This is a genomic window from Cupriavidus plantarum (assembly GCF_905397285.1).
In the GTDB taxonomy this organism is placed as follows: domain Bacteria; phylum Pseudomonadota; class Gammaproteobacteria; order Burkholderiales; family Burkholderiaceae; genus Cupriavidus; species Cupriavidus plantarum.
Genome location: NZ_CAJPUX010000012.1, coordinates 1 through 18,222, shown reverse-complemented (window position 1 = coordinate 18,222; position 18,222 = coordinate 1). Strand labels below are relative to the sequence as shown.

Genomic DNA, 18,222 nt, shown 5'->3' with positions numbered 1-18,222 from the left:
CGTGAGCCCGCCGCTCTCGCCTCCGCTGTCCCCGCCGCGCGGCTGACCGCGCCGCAGCCACTCCTCCGGTTTTTCCGCATCGATTGCCTGACGCGTGTGCGCACCTGCACCGCGTGCCGGAGGCTATTCGGTTTTCGACAGGATTCATCATGACATTCAACAGGAATGCCACCACGCGTTCGTCAGCGACAACTACGTCCGCATCATCTACGCACGCGGCCACGCTGGCCGCCTACGCTCCCCATGGCGCCACCGCGCTGTTCGTCCTGCTCTGGAGCGCGGGAGCCATCTTCAGCCGCCTCGGCCTCGCGCACGCATCGCCGTTTGCCTTTCTCACGTTCCGCTTCGCACTCGCGCTGAGCGTGCTGATCGCGATCGGCCTCGTGCGCCGCCGCTTGCTGCCCGCGCGCGGTACGCGCAGGCGTGTCGCGGTCACGGGATTGCTGCTGGTCGGCGGCTACACCATCACCTATCTGCTCGCGCTCGAGCACGGCATCACGCCCGGCGTACTGGCGACGCTGCTCGGCGTCCAGCCGATCCTCACGCTGCTATGGGTGGAACGCCGCGTATCGGCGGCGCGGCTGGCGGGACTGGCGCTGGCGCTCGGCGGACTCGTCCTGATCGTCGCGCACAGCGTCGCGCTCGCGCGCTTCTCGTGGATTGGACTGTCGTGTGCCGGCGCCGCGCTGCTATGCATGACGTCGGGTGCCATCCTGCAGAAGCGCATCGCCCAGTCGCCCGCGGACGTGCTGCCGCTGCAGTATGCGGTCGGCTTTGCCGCGTGCCTCGTATGCGTGCCGTTTCAGCCGTTCACGTTCGAGCTCTCGGTCGGCTTCTTCGTGCCGCTTGTGTACATGGGCCTCGTCATCTCGGTGATTGCCACGCTGCTGTTCTACCGCCTGATCGCAGCCGGCAATCTCGTCAACGTGACGAGCCTGTTCTATCTGGTGCCGCCGGGAACGGCATTGCTGGACTACCTGTGGCTCGGCAATCGCCTGTCGGCGGCATCGCTGATCGGCATGGCCGGCGTGCTCGCGGGTCTCGCGCTCGTGTTCCGCGCGGGCAGCGCTACTTCTGATTGACCTGCACGCGAATGCCGTCGGGCGCCACGGTGATGGCGCCCGGCACGATCTCGGTGCCATTCAGCTTGAGTTCGTCGGGTTTGAAGGTATAGAGCGGATAGTCCTTGAGCAGCTGCTGCGCCACCACCGCGCCGATGGCCTTCAGCTGCTCGTTGTACTGTGGCATGCCCTGTACCTGTACCTGGTCGACAGTAGGATTGTCGAGCAGCACCGCGCGCTGTGTGGCGTCGTAGCGGATGCCGCTGTTCAGCGCGAGCGAGCCGTTCACCGGCGGCGCGGGCAGGATCGTATTCGTGAGCGCGGCATCGACGAGCGTGATCACGCGGTTGGTCTCGCCGTCGAGCGTCAGGCGCGGATGCGACAGCTTGACGCTCACCAGTTCTCCATAGCGCAGCGTGGTGGGAAAACGCTTGTCCACCGCGGTCTGCAGTTCAGCCTTGGAGAACGTGTATTCGCCGGTCCAGATGTTGTAGCCGGCGTATGCCGCGCCGCAAAGTGCGGTCATCCCCGCGGCAATCGTCACGGCGGTCACTGCGCGAAACATGCGAAACATTCAAGCCCCTCAGTAATGCGGCGGAATCTCGTGCTGCGGATTGGACTCCGCGGCCGTGGCCGCGCCCGCGTTGGCGCGCATCTGGTGATACAGCGCGCGAAACTGTTCCTGCAGCAGGTCGAGCTGTTGCTGCTGTCGCGCCACTGCCAGGTTGAGGGTCTCGATCAGGTCTTCCTGAAAGGCGACCTTGATCTCGAGGTCGATCAGGCGGGATTCCATGGCATCTCTCCGGTTGGCCGCGCATTGTAAGCCACGGCCAGGGCGGAGCGATGGCGCGCCTTACGGCATCCTGGGCACGACAAGGATCATCCACGTGACGCCGAAACGGTCCGTCACCATCGCGAACAGTTCGCTGAAAAAAGTCTTGGCCGGCGCCATCACGACCTGGCCGCCCGCCGAAAGCGCGTGGAATGCTTTTTCGCAGCTCTCCTTGTCATAGACAGAATACGAGAGAGAAATTCCCTTGAATTCGGGCTTGCCCGCATTGTTGCCATCGGACGCCATGATCAGCGAATCGCCGACCCAGAAGGCGGCATGCATGACCTTGTCCTCGCTGCCGGGCTTCTGCACGCAGCCGCCCTCGCCGGACGGTGGTTCCGGGTTGTCACGAAACCGCATCAACATTTCCACGCGCGCGCCAAGCGCGTCCTTGTAGAACTCGATTGCCTCCTCGGTGCGGCCTTCGAAGAACAGGTAAGGCTGGATCTGCGCCATCGTCATCTCCTTCTTGGTGCGGCGGGACGTGATTGTGTACGCCGTCCACAAAAGCCTAGCAAAGAAAACCTGGGACGTCCACATTGTCACGGCGGCAGATGTTTGGCGCGCGCGCCCCGGCATGTCACAATTCACGGTTTGCAAGACTTCGAGCGACGTCCGCGCCCCATGTGCGCCCGACTGCGCTCCATTTACCTGGATTCTGGCGATGACTACCATCCTGCAGCACATTCCCTCCGGCCAGCGCGTCGGTATCGCTTTCTCGGGCGGCCTCGACACCAGCGCGGCCCTCCTCTGGATGCGCCAGAAGGGCGCGATTCCCTACGCCTACACCGCCAATCTCGGCCAGCCGGACGAGCCCGACTACGACGATATCCCCCGCCGCGCCAAGGCCTACGGCGCCGAGGAAGCGCGCCTGGTGGACTGCCGCTCGCAACTGGTCGCCGAGGGCATCGCCGCCCTGCAATGCGGTGCGTTCCATATCTCGACGGCCGGCATCACGTACTTCAACACGACGCCCATCGGTCGCGCGGTGACCGGCACGATGCTCGTGGCGGCGATGAAGGAAGACGGCGTCAACATCTGGGGCGACGGCAGCACGTTCAAAGGCAACGATATCGAGCGTTTCTACCGCTATGGCCTGCTGACTAACCCGGGCCTGCAGATCTACAAGCCCTGGCTCGACCAGCAGTTCATCGACGAACTGGGCGGCCGCGCCGAGATGTCCGAGTTCATGCGCCAGAGCGGCCATGACTACAAGATGTCCGCGGAAAAGGCGTACTCGACCGACTCGAACATGCTGGGCGCCACGCACGAGGCGAAGGATCTCGAGCATCTGGACTCCGGCATCCGCATCGTGCAGCCGATCATGGGCGTGCAGTTCTGGCGCGATGACGTCGAAGTCAAGCGCGAGGAAGTGACGGTGCGCTTCGAACAGGGCCAGCCCGTGGCCCTGAACGGCAAGACGTTTGCCAACAGCGTCGATCTGTTCATGGAAGCGAACCGCATCGGCGGCCGCCACGGCCTCGGCATGAGCGACCAGATCGAGAACCGCATCATCGAAGCCAAGAGCCGCGGCATCTATGAAGCCCCAGGCCTCGCGCTGCTGTTCATCGCCTACGAGCGCCTGGTCACCGGCATCCATAACGAAGACACCATCGAGCAGTACCGCGACAACGGCCGCCGTCTGGGCCGCCTGCTGTACCAGGGCCGCTGGTTCGACCCTCAGGCCATCATGCTGCGCGAAACCGCCCAGCGCTGGGTGGCGGGCGCCGTCACCGGTGAAGTGACCATCGAACTGCGCCGCGGCAACGACTACTCGATCCTGAACACCACGTCGCCGAACCTGACCTACAAGCCGGAACGCCTGACGATGGAAAAGGGCGAGTCGATGTTCACGCCGCTGGACCGTATTGGCCAGTTGACGATGCGCACGTTGGATATCGTGGACACGCGCGAGAAGCTGCAGACCTACGCCAAGACGGGCCTGCTGTCGTCCAGCGTGAGCCCGGCGCTGCCGAAGCTGGAAGACTGACGTTTCCCGCCGCCCCGAAAGACGCCGCCGCGACATCCGTCGCCGCGGCGTTTTTCTTTTGGCACAATGACGCGTTGCCTACCAACGCGAGACTCCACGCCATGCCAGACTTCACGATGCAGTATCGCCGCCTCGGCGCGAGCAACCTCAAGGTATCGACGCTCTGCCTGGGCACCATGATGTTCGGGGACCAGACCGACGAGGCCGAAGCCGGGCGGATCGTCGCCAGCGCGCGCGATCATGGCGTCAACTTCATCGACACCGCCGACGTCTACACCAAGGGCGCGTCGGAAGAGATGGTGGGTCGTCTGCTCGCCCGTAACCGGACCGACTGGATCCTTGCGACGAAGCTCGGCAACCAGATGGGCGCCGCGCCGAACCAGTCGCACTACTCGCGCACGTGGATCATGCACGAGATCGACGCGAGCCTGCGCCGTCTTGCGACCGATTATGTCGACATCCTCTACCTGCACCGGGACTTCATCGACGAGAACCTCGAGGAGCCGGTGCGCGCGATGGGCGACCTGATTCGCGCGGGCAAGATCCGCTACTGGGCGGTGTCGAACTTCCGCGGCTGGCGCATCGCCGAGATCGCGGGGCTTTGCGACAAGCTTGGCGTGCCCCGGCCGGTGGCATGTCAGCCGTATTACAACCTGCTAAATCGCATGCCCGAAGTGGAAATCCTTCCAGCATGCAAGCATTTCGGACTGGGCGTGGTGCCCTACAGCCCGATTGCGCGTGGTGTACTGACGGGCAAGTATCTCCCGGGCCAGCAGCCGGACGCCAACTCGCGCGCCGGCCGTGCCGACAAGCGCATGATGGAAACCGAGTTCCGTGAGGAATCGCTGATCATCGCGCAGACACTGAAGGCGCATGCGGAAGCACGCGGTCTCAATGCCGGCCAATTCGCCACGGCATGGGTCCTTGCGAACGCGTTCGTGAGCTCGGTCATCGCCGGGCCGCGTACGCTCGCGCAATTCGAGGACTATTTTGGTGCGGTCAACGCGGCGATCTCCGCTGAAGAGGAAGCGATGGTGGACGGACTCGTCCCGCGCGGCCATGCCTCGACACACGGCTACACCGATCCCAGCTACCCTTTCGTCGGCCGATAAGCGGCGCTCGGCGGCCGATAAGCGGCGCAATACGTCGTCAACGCCCTCCCTTGCGTACTATTCGTACGCGGCGGTCGGGCGTTCCTAGTCTTGCTTGCTTCTCGGCCGCCGAGCTACCCCTTCGTCGGCCGCGGTGGCCGAATGGTCAGAGTGATTTGACCGCTGCCCTCACTGTTGCTCTGCCGCAGCTTCCCCGTTTGAATTCCCGCTCCGTTTACCCGCCGATCCGAGTAATATCAGAAACAGACAGCGCGTTTCGGATGAAGCGCGTCCTGTCTGGGGATATGAGCCGGTATGCCGGCCGAAACGGCTGGCATCGGCGCAACCGGATGCCGAAACGTGTCACGACGTGGCTGGATTCTCGCGGGCGTAGCGGTGGCCTTGTGTGGCGGTGCGTACATCGTCGTAAGCATCGTCGCGAACGAGGTTCGCACGTCGCAATGGCAGGCGCGCTACCTTGGCCGCCTTGGCAAGTCGTTGACCTTCGAAGTCCAGCCAGGCCGCAGCGACAGCATTCGCTTCCCGCACTCCGGACCCTATGACGAGCGCCTCGGCTACGAGCGCCTGCCCGAATTTGGCGAGCGCCTCGAAGCGCGCGGTTATGTGCCCATCGCGCAGGCGCGCATGTCGCCCGACATGGTACGGCTCATGGACGACGGCATCTTCCCCGCGTATCGCGAAAAGAATCAGGCAGGCCTCGTCATCCGCGACTGCAATGCGCTGACGCTGGCGCTGGAACGCTATCCGCAGCGGCAATACGACAACTTCGAGGCGGTGCCACGCGTCGTCGTGGATGCCTTGCTGTACGTCGAGAACCAGAATCTGCTTCACCCCGAGTATCCGATGATGAACCCCGCCGTGGACTGGCGGCGGTTATCGCGCGCGGTGCTCGATCGCGGCATTCGATTGGCGAACAGTTCCCATCAGTCGCCGGGCGGCAGCACGCTGGCCACGCAAATCGAGAAGTATCGCCATTCGCCAGAAGGCAAGACCCAGTCGGTGCCCGACAAGTTTCGGCAGATGGCATCGGCCTCGCTCCGCGCCTACCTCGACGGGCCCGACACGCAACGCGCGCGTGAGCGCATCGTCACGGACTATCTGAACACGGTGCCTCTGTCCGCGCGCGCGGGCCATGGCGAGGTGAGCGGCATGGGCGACGGCCTGTGGGTCTGGTATGGCGAGGACTTCAACACCGTCAACGCGTTGCTGCGAAACATGGATCCGCGCGCGCCCACGCCGCGCCAGGCGCAGGCCTACAAACGCGCGCTGTCGCTGATCATCTCGCAGCGCCGCCCGTCGTTCCATCTTCGGCGCGACGATACCAACCTCGACGCGCTCACCGGCAGCTATCTGCGCTTGCTCGCCAGCGCGGGCATCATCACGCCCGCGCTGCGCGACGCCGCCATCGCCGCGTCGCTGGACAAGGCCCCGCCGCCCGAGCGGCCGGACCCCGCGCCCTGGATCACGCGCAAGGCCGTCAATCAGGTGCGCAACGATATCTCGCACCTGACTGGCGTTGCGAGCCGCTACGATCTGGACCGGCTGGACCTGACCGTGGACAGCAGCATCAATCGCGAGGCGCAGCGCCTGGTCACGGATACCCTCGTGCGCATGCGCAATCCCGCGGATGCGCGCGCAATGGGCCTGTACGGCAAGAACATGCTGCGCGACAACGACGACCCCTCGCGGCTCGTGGCGAGCTTCACGCTGTTCGAGCGCGTGGGCAACACGAGCTTCGTGCGGGTGCAGGCCGACAACGTCGACCAGCCGTTCGACATCAACAGCGGCGCGCGCCTGAACCTCGGTTCCACGGCGAAGCTTCGCACGCTGGTCACGTATCTGGAAGTCATCGGCGAACTGCACGCGCGCTATGCCGGTGAAAGCCGCGAAACGCTGACGGCGCTGCAGGTGCCGCGGCAGGATGCGCTCACGCGCTGGGCCGTCGATTACCTGATCAAGGCGCGCACGCCGCAGGACCGCACGCTCGACGCGATGCTGGAAGCCGCCATGGACCGCAAGTATTCGGGCAACGCGGGCGAGGCGTTCTACACCGGCGGCGGCATGCAGACCTTCACGAACTTCGAGCGTTGGGAGGGCGAGCGGCAGATGACCGTGCGCGTGGGCTTCCAGTTCTCGGTCAACCTCGTGTTCATCCGCATGATGCGCGACATCGTGCGCTACGAGCTCTACCAGACTCACCCCGACGCGGCGTCGCTGCTCGAGGATCGCAGTTCGCCCGAACGGCGCGTATGGCTCGAGCGGTTTGCCGATCAGGAAGGCAGCGCGTACATGACGGCCTTCTACCAGCGCTATCGGAACAAGTCCTCCGACGAGCGGCTCAAGGTGCTGCTCGACCGCGTGAAGATGCCCACACCGCGGCTCACGGCGGTCCGGCTGTCGGTCACGCTGCTCAGCGCGCGGCCGAACACCGACTACGAGACCTTCGCGCGCACCGTGCAGGCACGCATGCCCAAGGCGCACAAGCTGACCGACGAAGAGCTGGAGGGGTTGTTCGCGAAGTACGGCAAGGACAAGTTCAACCTCAACGATCGCGGCTATCTGTCGCGGATCCATCCGCTCGAACTCTGGATGGTCGAGTACCTCGGCAATCATCCGGATGCGACGATCGCCGAGATCCTCGAGGCCAGCGCCTCCCAGCGGCAGGAAGTCTATGTGTGGCTGTTCAAGACACGCAGCAAACTGGGGCAGGACGCGCGGATCCGCACGCTGCTGGAGCGCGATGCGTTCAATCGCATCGCCAGGCGCTGGCAACGGCTGGGGTATCCGTTCGACACGCTGACGCCGTCCTATGCGACGTCGATCGGCGCGTCGGGCGATCGGCCCGCCGCGTTGGCCGAACTCGCGGGCATTATTCTCAACGGCGGCATCGACGCGCAGCCAGCCGCCGTGCAGCGGCTCGACTTCGCCACGGACACGCCGTACGCCACCTATTACTCGTTGCAGCCGGGACAAGGCAAGCCTCTTATCTCCCCGCAGATCGCGACGATTGTACGCAGGTCGATGCTTGACGTGGTGGAGAACGGCACCGCGCGCTCGATCCGCGGCGCCTTCGTGCCGTCGGCCAAGGTGGGACAGGCGCCAGCGATGCCGCTGCCGATCGCGGGCAAGACGGGCACGGGCGACCAGCGCTTCCAGACCTATGGTCCGGGCGGGCGCGTGATCTCCTCACGCATCGTCAACCGCTCGGCGACGTTTGTGTTCCTGCTGGGGGATCGGTATTTCGGGACGGTGACCATCCACGTACGGGAACCGTACGCGGCGCGCTACGCGTTCACGAGCGCGCTGGCGGTCAAGGTGCTACGGACGCTCGCGCCGCAGGTCACCGCGATGGCGACGCCCGGCAGCGAAGCGACGTTGCTGCGCTGCCGGAACTGACGCGGGACGCGTCTTAGCGTTTCCGTCGGACGAGGTCGTAGAGAAACAGCAGCACGATCGCGCCTACGACGGACGCGATCCATCCGGCGGGCTCGCCGGGCTGATACCAGCCAGCGGCGCGGCCGACGTATCCCGCGACAATCGACCCGAGCACCCCGAGCAGGATCGTCATGATCCAGCCCATCTTGTCATCGCCAGGCTTGATCGCCCGCGCAATCAGACCCACGATCAACCCGACGAACACCGTACCAAGAAATGCCATCATGATGCGCTCCTGTCATGAGGAAAACGAGGACTGCTCCTCCCGCCCTGGAGGGACAGCGTCTGGACACACAGGTTCGCACGCTTCCTTTACGCCGGAAGTCAGCCTCTGCATAAAAACGCTGTCCGATCCCGTCCGAGAGCCGCCGGGCACCCGTCCCCCCCTGTAAGGCAGGGAGGGAGGGCAAAACAATCAAGCCTTCCGAGAGTTGATCACCGCCTCGGCCACATTGGCCGGCGCCTCGGCATAGTGCTTGAACTCCATGGTGAAGGTGGCTCGTCCCTGCGTCAGCGACCGTAGCGACGTCGAGTAGCCGAACATCGTCGCGAGCGGGACCTCCGCCCGCACGATCTTGCCCCCGCCGCCGGCAATATCCTCCATCCCATGCACGATGCCGCGCCGCGAAGACAGATCGCCCATCACGTTACCCGTGAACTCCTCGGGCGTTTCGACCTCGACGGCCATCATCGGCTCGAGCAGCACAGGCTTGGCGCGCCGCATGCCTTCCTTGAAGGCCATCGACCCCGCCATGCGGAACGCATTCTCGTTCGAGTCCACGTCGTGGTACGAACCGAACACGAGCGTCGCCTTGACGTCGACCACGGGATAGCCAGCCAGTACCCCGGTGTTCAGCGTCTCGCGAATCCCCTTGTCCACCGCGGGGATGAATTCGCGCGGCACGACCCCGCCCTTGATAGCATCGACGAATTCGTACCCGCCACCCTGCTGCATCGGCTCGAGGTTCAGCACGACGTGGCCATACTGCCCGCGCCCGCCCGACTGCTTGACGAACTTGCCCTCGACGTCCTTGACCGCGGTCCGGATCGTCTCGCGATATGCCACCTGCGGCTTGCCCACCGTCGCCTCGACATTGAACTCGCGACGCATGCGATCGACCAGAATTTCCAGATGCAGCTCGCCCATCCCGGAGATGATGGTCTGCCCGGACTCCTCATCGGTGGCCACGCGGAACGAGGGATCTTCCTGCGCCAGACGATTCAGCGCGATGCCCATCTTTTCCTGGTCGGCCTTGGTCTTCGGTTCCACGGCCTGCGAAATCACGGGCTCGGGGAAGCTCATGCGCTCGAGGATGATGACGTGGTTCGGATCGCATAACGTATCGCCCGTCGTCGCCTCCTTCAGGCCGACGGCCGCGGCGATATCCCCCGCGCGCACCTCCTTGATCTCGTTACGCACGTTCGCATGCATCTGCAGAATCCGCCCGAGCCGCTCGCGTTTTTCCTTCACCGCGTTGTAGACGGTATCGCCGGATTCCACCACGCCGGAATACACGCGGAAGAAGATGAGCTGGCCCACGAACGGGTCGGTCATGATCTTGAACGCGAGCGCGGAGAACGGTTCGTCGTCGCTCGGATGCCGCTCGGCTTCCTTGTCGTCCTCGGTATGGCCGAGAATGGCCGGCACGTCGACCGGCGACGGCAGATAGTCGATGACGGCGTCGAGCATCGTCTGCACGCCCTTGTTCTTGAACGCGCTGCCGCACAGCATCGGCACGATCTCGCCCGCGATCGTGCGCTGACGCAGACCGGCCTTGATCTGTTCTTCGGTAAGGGCCTCGCCGCCGAGGTAAGCGTTGAGCAGATCCTCGTTGGCTTCCGCCGCCGCCTCGATCATTTTCTCGCGCCACTCCTCGGCCGTGGCCAATAGCCCGGCGGGAATGTCCTGATATTCGAAGCGGACGCCCTGCGAGGCGTCATCCCACACGACGGCCTTCATCTTGACGAGGTCGACCACGCCCTGGAACCCGTCCTCGGCGCCCACGGGAATCTGGATCGGCACGGCATTGCCCTTGAGCCGATCGACGATCTGCGTCTGCACGCGGAAGAAATCGGCGCCCACACGGTCCATCTTGTTCACGAACGCGATGCGCGGCACCTTGTACTTGTTGGCCTGACGCCAGACGGTCTCGGACTGCGGCTGCACGCCGCCCACGGCGTCGTACACCATGCAGGCGCCATCGAGCACGCGCATCGAGCGCTCGACTTCGATCGTGAAGTCGACGTGTCCCGGCGTATCGATGATGTTGATGCGATGCTCGGGATAGTTGCCGGCCATGCCTTTCCAGAAGGCAGTGGTCGCGGCGGACGTGATCGTGATGCCGCGTTCCTGCTCCTGCTCCATCCAGTCCATGGTCGCCGCACCGTCATGCACCTCGCCCAGCTTGTGGTTGACGCCGGTGTAGAACAGGATACGCTCGGTCGTCGTCGTCTTGCCGGCGTCGATGTGCGCACTGATACCGATGTTGCGGTAGCGTTCGATGGGGGTCTTGCGGGGCACGGTGAATTCTCCTGGATAGGGCACCACGGGCCGTTAGCGTAGCACCAACGCGCGACTTTCGTGCGGAGGCACCGGTGGCTGTCGGACGGCGCTATCGGACGAAGATATAGGACGCCGCCTTACGGCATTCGCGATGCGGGCTCCCTACAATGTCGTGGTGATTTTATTGAACACAAGATGAGAGGCGAACGCCATGGGTAGTCGCACCACGAAGGGCAGGAAATTGCTGATGTTGGCGATGATCACGGCGGCCGCGCTGTCCGCCGCGGTGCCGGCAGGCACAGGAATGGCGCAAACCGGGACGCCGGGCGCGCCGGGCGTGGCATTCTCGGCCGCGCAACCCGGCGCCGCGCTGCCGGGTGGCTGGCAGAACATGCCCGTCGTCCGTGGCAAGACGCTGACCCAGTACAGCCTGGTGACCGACGGGGGCAAGACCGTGCTCCAGGCGGACGCCAAGGCGGCGGCGTCGGGCCTGCTGCACGAGGGCGACATCGATCTGTCGCGCACGCCGGTCGTATCGTGGCGCTGGAAGGCGTCGCCTATCCCGAATGCGGACAACAGCGTCAGCGACCGCGAGGACGCACCCGCGCGGCTCGTGTTCTTCTTTGACGGCCAGGCGGACAAGCTGTCCATCGGCGAACGCGCCGAGCAGATTGCGGCCAGCATCGGCGGGGAAAAGCTGCCTTATGCCACGCTGATGTACATCTGGACCGCAAGCGCGCCGCCCGGAACGGTCATTCCGAACCCGCATACCAGCCGCGTGCAGATGATCGCGGTGTCGGGCGCGCCCGGCGATGCGGGCAAATGGCTGAAGCTGCGCCGCAATGTCGTCAGCGACTACGAAAAGGTCTTCCACGAGAAGCCCGGCAAGCTGACGGGCTACGGCATCCTCACCGATACCGACAATACGGGCGGGACCACGCGCGCCTGGTACGGCGATATCGCGTTCAAGGCGAACTAGCCCTCAATGTCCGGGCCTCAATGCCCGGGCGGCGTGCTGCGTGCGATGCTGTCGCGCAGGGCGTCCGAGACGCGCGCGACCAGCGTGCGATCGTCCAGTGTGCGATCGTCGGTCGCGGCCGCGCCCAGCGCCTCACGCACGCTGACCACCTTCGTCGGGTCGTAGTGCCGGCCGCTGCCGATCGCATCCTCGAACGCGTTGGCGCGTGCATTGATCTCGCCGGGATCGGCGGTGACCAGCAAGACCGCATGCGCGAGCACGAGGTGCCGCTGGCCGTCGGCCGACTGGATCGCGGCAGGCGCGCGCCGCCAATACTGCGCGGTCCCCGCGATCTTGCGGGCGGCATCGGCCGGGCCCCAGGCGAGGTTGTAGCGGCCGTCGCAGAACGACCCCTCTACCGCCTGCCAGTGGGTGTCCACACCCACGGCGCGTAATCCGTCCCCGAGCACCTCGCACAGATGGACGTACACAGGCTCCATCCAGCTGGCGGCACCACGGGGCAGAACATAAGCAAGGCTGATATTGAGGATGCCCGGACCCTGCGGCACCAGCCCGCCGCCGGACATCCGCAGCCAGACCGGGCAGCCTTGCCGCGCAAAGGCTTCGCGCGCGGCCTCGACGCCGGGCGTGCGCAGGTAGCTGCGTGGAATCACGAGGGCGAGCGGGGCTTCCCAGAGCTGGGCGACAGGACCTTGCGCCGCGCGGTCGAGCAATGCGAGCTCGCCTTGTAGCGGATCGGATTCCAGCGGGTCGCGGTCGGAGTCGGGATTGGCGAAGGTGAAGGGCATGGCTGCATTCTCGCTCAGAACCATGCCTCGCTGGGGCGGCGGCTTAGTCGATCGCGACCCGTGGCCGTAGCGACTGCGCGATATCGGCCGCGATCTCGAACGACTTCAATCGCGCCGCGTGGTCGTAGATCATGCCGGTGAGCATGAGCTCGTCGGGCTGGAGATCTTCGACAAAGCGCTGCATGGCCTCCCGTACGGTCTCGCGACTGCCCACCGCCGAACAGGCCAGCGAGCGGCGGATGTGGTCGGCTTCGCTCGCATCCCACAGCCGCGTGATGTCGTCCACCGGCGGCTTCAGCTGCCCGGGCGTGCCGCGGATCAGCGCAAGGAACTGCTGCTGCAGCGAACTGAACAAGCGTCGGCCTTCCTCATCGGTGTCGGCTGCGAAAACGTTGTACCCGAGCATCACGTGGGGCCTGTCGAGTTGTTCGGATGGGCGGAACGTCCTGCGGTACAGATCCACGGCCTGCCGCATGAAGCCCGGCGCGAAGTGCGAAGCAAACGCGAACGGCAATCCCATCGCGGCAGCGAGCTGGGCGCTGAACAGCGACGAACCCAGCAGCCACAGCGGCACTTTCAACCCGGCGCCCGGCACGGCGCGTAGACGCTGACCGGGGCGAACGTCGTCGAAATAGGCCTGCAGTTCCTCGACGTCCTGCGGGAACGTGTCGGCGCTGTCGTGGCTCAGTTGCCGGCGCAGCGCACGGGCCGTGGCCTGGTCGCTGCCCGGCGCGCGGCCGAGACCCAGGTCGATGCGGCCCGGATACAGCGACGCCAGCGTGCCGAACTGTTCGGCGATCACCAGCGGCGAATGGTTGGGCAACATGATTCCGCCGGAACCGACGCGGATCGTCGAGGTGCCATTGGCCACGAAGCCAATGAGCACGGACGTCGCGGCGCTCGCGATACCGGGCATGTTGTGATGTTCGGCGAGCCAGAAGCGGCGATAGCCGAGGCGTTCCGCGTGTTGGGCGAGGTCCAGCGAGTTGCGCATGGCCTGGCCCGCGTCGCCGCCTTCCACGATCGGTGCAAGGTCGAGCAGAGAGTAGGGGGTCATTTTGGGGGGCGCGCGATGCATGTCGCGCGAGTCGGTGACTACAGACGAGGTATGGTAATCACCGATGCGCGATCGTGCTGGCGGCCCGAGAGACCCTGTAGGCCGTATGGTGACCGCGCCTACTGCTGTGGCGCGGGTTGCGGCTGCTTGTCGTCACGGCCCTTGCGCTGCGCGGCGACCGCTTCCTGCAAGCGCTTCCACTCGTCGAAGCCCCCGGCCAGCGCCCATGTGTTCTTGTAGCCAGCCACGCGCAGCCGCTCGGCCAGCACCGCCGCCGAATACTCATGCGGACAGGCGCAGTAGATGACGATGTCATCCGATACCGGGTAGTCCCCGAGGATATCCAGCGATGCCTTGAGATCCATGACCAGCGCGCCTGGAATGCGTTCGATCGGCGCGGTGCCGTAAGCGCGCACATCGACCACGAGCGGCAGCGTACCGCTCGCGCGGCGGGTTTCCAGATCCATCACGGTCATGCGCGGCACGCGGCCCGCGCGGCGCAGCAGGCGGAAGCGCTGCCAGAAGCGCCAGGCGATGAACAGCGCGAACGCGCCGACCACCAGCGCCAGCGCGATCGGACCGTAGGTGCTGAACGCCTCGAGGATCGTATCGACGAAATCGCTGAAGACCACGCCCGCCAGCAGCGCGCCGCCCGCCCACACCAGCGCGCCCAGCGCGTCGTAAAACAGGAATTTGTGGAGCGGCGTGTTGGTCATGCCGGCCATCGCCGTGGACAGGGCTCCGGCGCCGGGCAGGAGCTTCGCGAACACGAGCGACCGCGGCCCCACGCGCAGATACAGCGACTGTGTCTGGCGGATGCAGCTATCGGGGGAGATCGACACGCGGCAGATCGTGCGCAGCATCGGCTGGCCCAGGCGCCGCCCAGCGAAATACCACGCGGTATCGGCGATCAGGCAGGCGGCGATGACGGCGAGGAGCACCACGCCGATGGACGGTCCATCGGCCTGCATCGACAGCGCGCCCGCTACGAACAGCATCGGATACGCGGGCACCGGCAGCCCCGCCTGTTCGGCGAGTACGCTCAGAAAAACCAGCGTGACCCCATGGCCGTCAAGCAGGCCTTGCAAATCGCCCACGACAATCCCCTTGGTGATCAGTACAGACCGACAGTGTGCCAGCGCGCCCATCCTCTTGCACGCATGCCCTGTGAATAATGCGTTCAGATTCGTTAAGCGGGCTGTTAAAAGATGAGGGCAGCTGCCTTGCCGCCGCCTGCTATCGCTCTTCCGCCTGGCCTTCGTCCAAATGCGCGGCGATCCGGCGCAGTTCGGCCGTCAGATCCTCCGCGGCACCGAGAAACCGCGGCATGCGGCGCCGAATGGTGGCAGGCCGCGCGCACGACAACGCCCGCTCGAGATCTTCGGCCGAGGCCACAAGCGGCGGATATTGGGTCAGTCCGCCGCTCCCCTTGATACGGTGGGCATGGGAACTGGCCGCGGACCAGTCCTCCTCGCCGACCGCGCGCGCGAGCCCCGCCAGATCTTCCGCCATCGCGGCGAGGAGACGGCCGACCAGATCGCGGCAAATGGCCGCGTCCCCGCGCGCGATGCTGTCCAGCACCGGTCCGATGCCTGCCGCGGGCCCATGCGCGGCTTCGCCTCGTATGCTCTTCATGGCGCGCCTCGCTCAGGCCAGTCCGCGCTTGCGCGCGAAGTCGACGAGGTCCACGACCGTTTCGGCGCCCAGCTTGGTCATGATGCGTGTCTTGTAGCTGCTCACCGTCTTGTTGCTGATGAACAGCGCCGTGCCGATCGACTTGTTCGACATGCCGCGGGCCAGCATCTGCAGCACCACGACTTCCCGGTCGGAAAGGCGATCCATGGCAACGTCTTCCGCGCGTTCGGCCGACTCGTACCCCAGAGGAATCGGATGGCGGCCGCTCATCGGAAACACGCTGTACCCGTTGAGCACCGCCTCCACGCACCGCATGAAACAGCCCATGTCCTGGGTCTTGCTGCAGAACCCCTGCGCGCCCGCGTGCCACGCCCGCGAGGCAAACAGTTCCGGGTCCTGCGCCGACATGACGAGGATGCGGACCTCGGGGTACATCGAGCGTAGCCGTGCCGCCACGTCAAGGCCGCCGATGCGCGGCATGTCGAGGTCGAGTACGACGAGATCGGGTTTCTCCGCGCGCGCGGATTCCAGCGCGGCCTGCCCGTTCTCGGCTTCCACCACGTCTGTCATGTCCTGCATCGCTGCGAGCTGGACACGCAACGCGAGTCTTACTGGGGGGTGATCGTCGACGACTAGGATTCTTGTCATGCTTCGCTGCCTCGTTTCGAAACATCGTGCCACGACTGCCTCTCGACGGCTGTCACGCCGAAAGTGTTGACAAGTCGCGTGTTACGCAAGGAGCCGAAGTATAGGCAGAGAGGCGTGCGATCGTCTGTCGCAGAAGTCAGCAGCGATCCGCCGAAATTTCCGCAGGGCGCGAAAAAAATCGCGGCCCACCGCGCACAACGGAGGGCCGCCAATCGGGAATGCGAGGAGGTCAGAGTCCTCAGAAGGAGTTATCGTCACTTGGGGCGAGGCTTTTCCCCCACTTAGGTAGGGATATCGCCACTTTTGAGTGGATGGCGGTGTCCGGTTCTAAGCGATGAGCCGCTTGGGCTGCGCCTCCACGACGACGGCCTCTCGCAGGCGGCGGACGCCCCGCTCCATTTCCGCATGGGCGGCATCGAGCCAGGCGATGCGATGACGCACCGGGTCGTTTGGCGACAGATCGCGCTCGGCGATCTCCCGCAGGAAGTACCGCACCATGCTGCCCGCCTTCGCGGGCACCGGCATCATGCCGATCAACTGGTCGCTGTGGAGCATGCCGCTGCTCACGGCATGCCGCAACCCCGCCCATGCCGTCCGGCCGAGCGCGACATATAGCGCACGAGGTCCGATCTCTCCGACCCGTGTCAGGAATTGCTGCTCGAACGTGGCGCGCAGCATGGGCACGTCGAGGAGTTCGTCGAACGGGCCGTCGAACACGAGGCCCCGCCGGGTGGTGACGAACGGCAGCAGGGCCAGCGGCTGGATGCGCTCGAAGCCCTCGTTCCACAGTGCCGCCGCATGCGGCAGTCCGATCAGCTCGGGCACACGGAAATGATCGAGCATGCGAATGAGGTTCGGTCGCACGAGGCGACCGCCCAACTCGACCCCGCGTTTGTTTTCTCTTTGGATGATCCTGCCCGGGGCATGGGCGCGCAGCAGTTCTTCCGTGACGGTGGCCGCGAGCCGAGCGTGGGTGTGCCCCGGTGTCGTGCTGACGAGCACCAGGCTCGCATTGGGATTTCGATGCTCGAATGGCACGTACTCCATGACGTATGTGCCATCGCGATCCACGGTTACCGGTCGTTCCGCGATACCGGCAACGCCTCCACGCCGAATGCGCGCGCAATACTCTTCGATGTAATTCGCCAAGATGTCCCCGCTCCGACGCGATTTCTGGTGCACGCTTACCGTTCTTATTCTGGTTTCATGTTAAGCGGCGCCAGATGTCGGGCAAAGCGTACAAGTGCCGAGTGAACCGCCTTGCGACACGGGCTGAGTGGGCGAGCGAACAAACCAAAGGCGTGACTAGTCCCGATGAGGGATGCCTGCAGGACGCCGGCGCCGTTCCCCGCTGTAGGACATCGGGTGTCGCAAAAAAAACCGGGCACCCACGGTGCCCGGTAACCCATTTGCTGACCCAGGTTGTCGAAGCCCGAGAGACTAAATAGTAACGATTCTCATTTCAACTCGCAAGGCTCGGCGCGTTATGCCAACGTCGTTTCAATAGAGATCTGCGCCGACAGCGACTTATGCACCGGGCACTTGTTGGCCACGCGCAGAAGATCCTCGCGTGCGGCCGGGGCCAATTCACCTTCCACGTGTACTGTGCGGAGCATCCTATAGACGCCGGCGCTCTCTTCATGTCGCACCGTGACGTGAACCGACTTCAGGTCGTATGCCTTGCGCTTGGCATAGATCTGCAGCGTCAGCGTGGTACATGCCGCCAGCGCGGAGTCGAGCAGTTCATGCGGATTCGGAATCGCCGTATCGCCGCCGAACTCGGCGTCGAGGTCGGCGCGCCATTGGGCGGTGCCGTTGCTCAACTGGCAGACGGTGGAACCCTGGTCGGCGCTCCAGGTGGCATCGATGGTCATCGGGTAGTCCTTTAAAGAGAGAAGGGAACGATCATTGACGTTCGGACTCGATTCTATGGTCTGCTAATCTTTTTTACGCGCCGATGACAAAACGCTTGCCAAGCCTTTGGAATCGACTTAATATTCGCCCCCTCGCAACACAAACCGAAGACAGCAGCAGGCGGAAACGCAGCGCTGGCGCGGGTTTGTGGGTAGGCAGCGGGGAAGGTGAGAGGAAGTCAGCAGGTTGGTCGGTCTGAAAAATAAATCGACAAACCAGTTGACGCGAAGCAGGAAACGCTACATACTCTCGCTTCTTCGCTGCAACG

At 64.8% G+C, this 18,222-nt stretch carries 18 protein-coding genes; 5 read left to right on the top strand and 13 right to left on the bottom strand.

The annotated features are described in order from the left end of the window. The first annotated feature begins 149 nt into the window (after positions 1-149). Positions 150-1,082, top strand: a complete 933-nt coding sequence (locus KHP16_RS26405) for a DMT family transporter (protein ID WP_115955025.1) — start codon at positions 150-152, stop codon at positions 1,080-1,082. Here the strand turns inward: KHP16_RS26405 and KHP16_RS26400 are convergent. From KHP16_RS26400 to KHP16_RS26390, 3 genes are read right to left on the bottom strand one after another with little or no spacing between them, the layout of a single operon-like run. Next, the gene (locus KHP16_RS26400; protein WP_244214833.1) at positions 1,069-1,626 is read right to left on the bottom strand and encodes a DUF1439 domain-containing protein; all 558 of its coding nucleotides are present in this window, start codon (positions 1,624-1,626) and stop codon (positions 1,069-1,071) included. The genes KHP16_RS26405 and KHP16_RS26400 overlap by 14 nt on opposite strands. Before the next feature lie 18 nt (positions 1,627-1,644). Then, entirely contained in the window at positions 1,645-1,854 is a 210-nt protein-coding gene (locus KHP16_RS26395; RefSeq protein ID WP_109584847.1) for a SlyX family protein, read from the bottom strand. Between the two features lie 60 nt (positions 1,855-1,914). Next, positions 1,915-2,568 (bottom strand): VOC family protein, encoded by a 654-nt coding sequence (locus KHP16_RS26390; RefSeq protein ID WP_342344369.1) that lies wholly within the window; start codon positions 2,566-2,568, stop codon positions 1,915-1,917. On the opposite strand from KHP16_RS26390, the gene argG reads away from it, so the two are divergent. The 3 genes from argG to KHP16_RS26375 all read left to right on the top strand — a co-directional run bounded on the left by argG (position 2,558) and on the right by KHP16_RS26375 (position 8,391). Next, positions 2,558-3,883 carry an argininosuccinate synthase gene (gene argG / locus KHP16_RS26385; RefSeq protein ID WP_109584849.1) on the top strand — a complete coding sequence of 442 codons (1,326 nt, stop codon included), beginning with the start codon at positions 2,558-2,560 and terminating at the stop codon, positions 3,881-3,883. The two genes, KHP16_RS26390 and argG, sit on opposite strands and share 11 nt — an antisense overlap. Positions 3,884-3,984: 101 nt before the next feature. Continuing rightward, the gene (locus KHP16_RS26380) at positions 3,985-4,995 is read left to right on the top strand and encodes an aldo/keto reductase (RefSeq protein ID WP_211961454.1); all 1,011 of its coding nucleotides are present in this window, start codon (positions 3,985-3,987) and stop codon (positions 4,993-4,995) included. A 339-nt stretch (positions 4,996-5,334) separates the two neighbouring features. Next, positions 5,335-8,391 (top strand): transglycosylase domain-containing protein, encoded by a 3,057-nt coding sequence (locus KHP16_RS26375; protein WP_244836050.1) that lies wholly within the window; start codon positions 5,335-5,337, stop codon positions 8,389-8,391. A gap of 13 nt (positions 8,392-8,404) precedes the next feature. Here the strand turns inward: KHP16_RS26375 and KHP16_RS26370 are convergent, their stop codons facing one another. After that, a complete protein-coding gene (locus KHP16_RS26370) occupies positions 8,405-8,656 on the bottom strand; it encodes a GlsB/YeaQ/YmgE family stress response membrane protein (RefSeq protein WP_109584851.1) in 252 nt (83 codons plus the stop codon). 189 nt (positions 8,657-8,845) lie between these two features. Continuing rightward, entirely contained in the window at positions 8,846-10,951 is a 2,106-nt protein-coding gene (fusA, locus tag KHP16_RS26365; protein WP_109584852.1) for an elongation factor G, read from the bottom strand. 286 nt (positions 10,952-11,237) lie between these two features. Between fusA and KHP16_RS26360 the strand changes: the two genes are divergently transcribed. Then, the gene (locus KHP16_RS26360) at positions 11,238-11,912 is read left to right on the top strand and encodes a DUF3047 domain-containing protein (RefSeq protein WP_244836060.1); all 675 of its coding nucleotides are present in this window, start codon (positions 11,238-11,240) and stop codon (positions 11,910-11,912) included. Between the two features lie 17 nt (positions 11,913-11,929). On the opposite strand, the gene KHP16_RS26355 is transcribed toward KHP16_RS26360, so the two are convergent. The 8 genes from KHP16_RS26355 to KHP16_RS26320 form a co-directional block, all read right to left on the bottom strand. Then, positions 11,930-12,700 carry a lipoyl protein ligase domain-containing protein gene (locus KHP16_RS26355; protein WP_211961452.1) on the bottom strand — a complete coding sequence of 257 codons (771 nt, stop codon included), beginning with the start codon at positions 12,698-12,700 and terminating at the stop codon, positions 11,930-11,932. A gap of 43 nt (positions 12,701-12,743) precedes the next feature. Further along, a complete protein-coding gene (locus KHP16_RS26350; protein ID WP_121492770.1) occupies positions 12,744-13,757 on the bottom strand; it encodes an LLM class flavin-dependent oxidoreductase in 1,014 nt (337 codons plus the stop codon). A gap of 119 nt (positions 13,758-13,876) precedes the next feature. Beyond that, positions 13,877-14,854, bottom strand: a complete 978-nt coding sequence (locus KHP16_RS26345) for a DedA family protein/thiosulfate sulfurtransferase GlpE (protein ID WP_121492782.1) — start codon at positions 14,852-14,854, stop codon at positions 13,877-13,879. 139 nt (positions 14,855-14,993) lie between these two features. Continuing rightward, a complete protein-coding gene (locus KHP16_RS26340) occupies positions 14,994-15,392 on the bottom strand; it encodes an Hpt domain-containing protein (RefSeq protein ID WP_109584856.1) in 399 nt (132 codons plus the stop codon). Between the two features lie 12 nt (positions 15,393-15,404). Next, positions 15,405-16,040, bottom strand: coding sequence for a response regulator transcription factor (locus KHP16_RS26335; protein ID WP_211961451.1), 636 nt, complete (start codon positions 16,038-16,040; stop codon positions 15,405-15,407). Positions 16,041-16,367: 327 nt separating this feature from the next. Then, positions 16,368-17,189, bottom strand: a complete 822-nt coding sequence (locus KHP16_RS26330) for a hypothetical protein (protein ID WP_109584858.1) — start codon at positions 17,187-17,189, stop codon at positions 16,368-16,370. 335 nt (positions 17,190-17,524) lie between these two features. Continuing rightward, a complete protein-coding gene (locus KHP16_RS26325; protein ID WP_211961450.1) occupies positions 17,525-17,914 on the bottom strand; it encodes an OsmC family protein in 390 nt (129 codons plus the stop codon). A 73-nt stretch (positions 17,915-17,987) separates the two neighbouring features. Beyond that, on the bottom strand, positions 17,988-18,222 hold a 235-nt coding region (locus tag KHP16_RS26320; RefSeq protein ID WP_211961449.1), incomplete at its 5' end, for a hypothetical protein.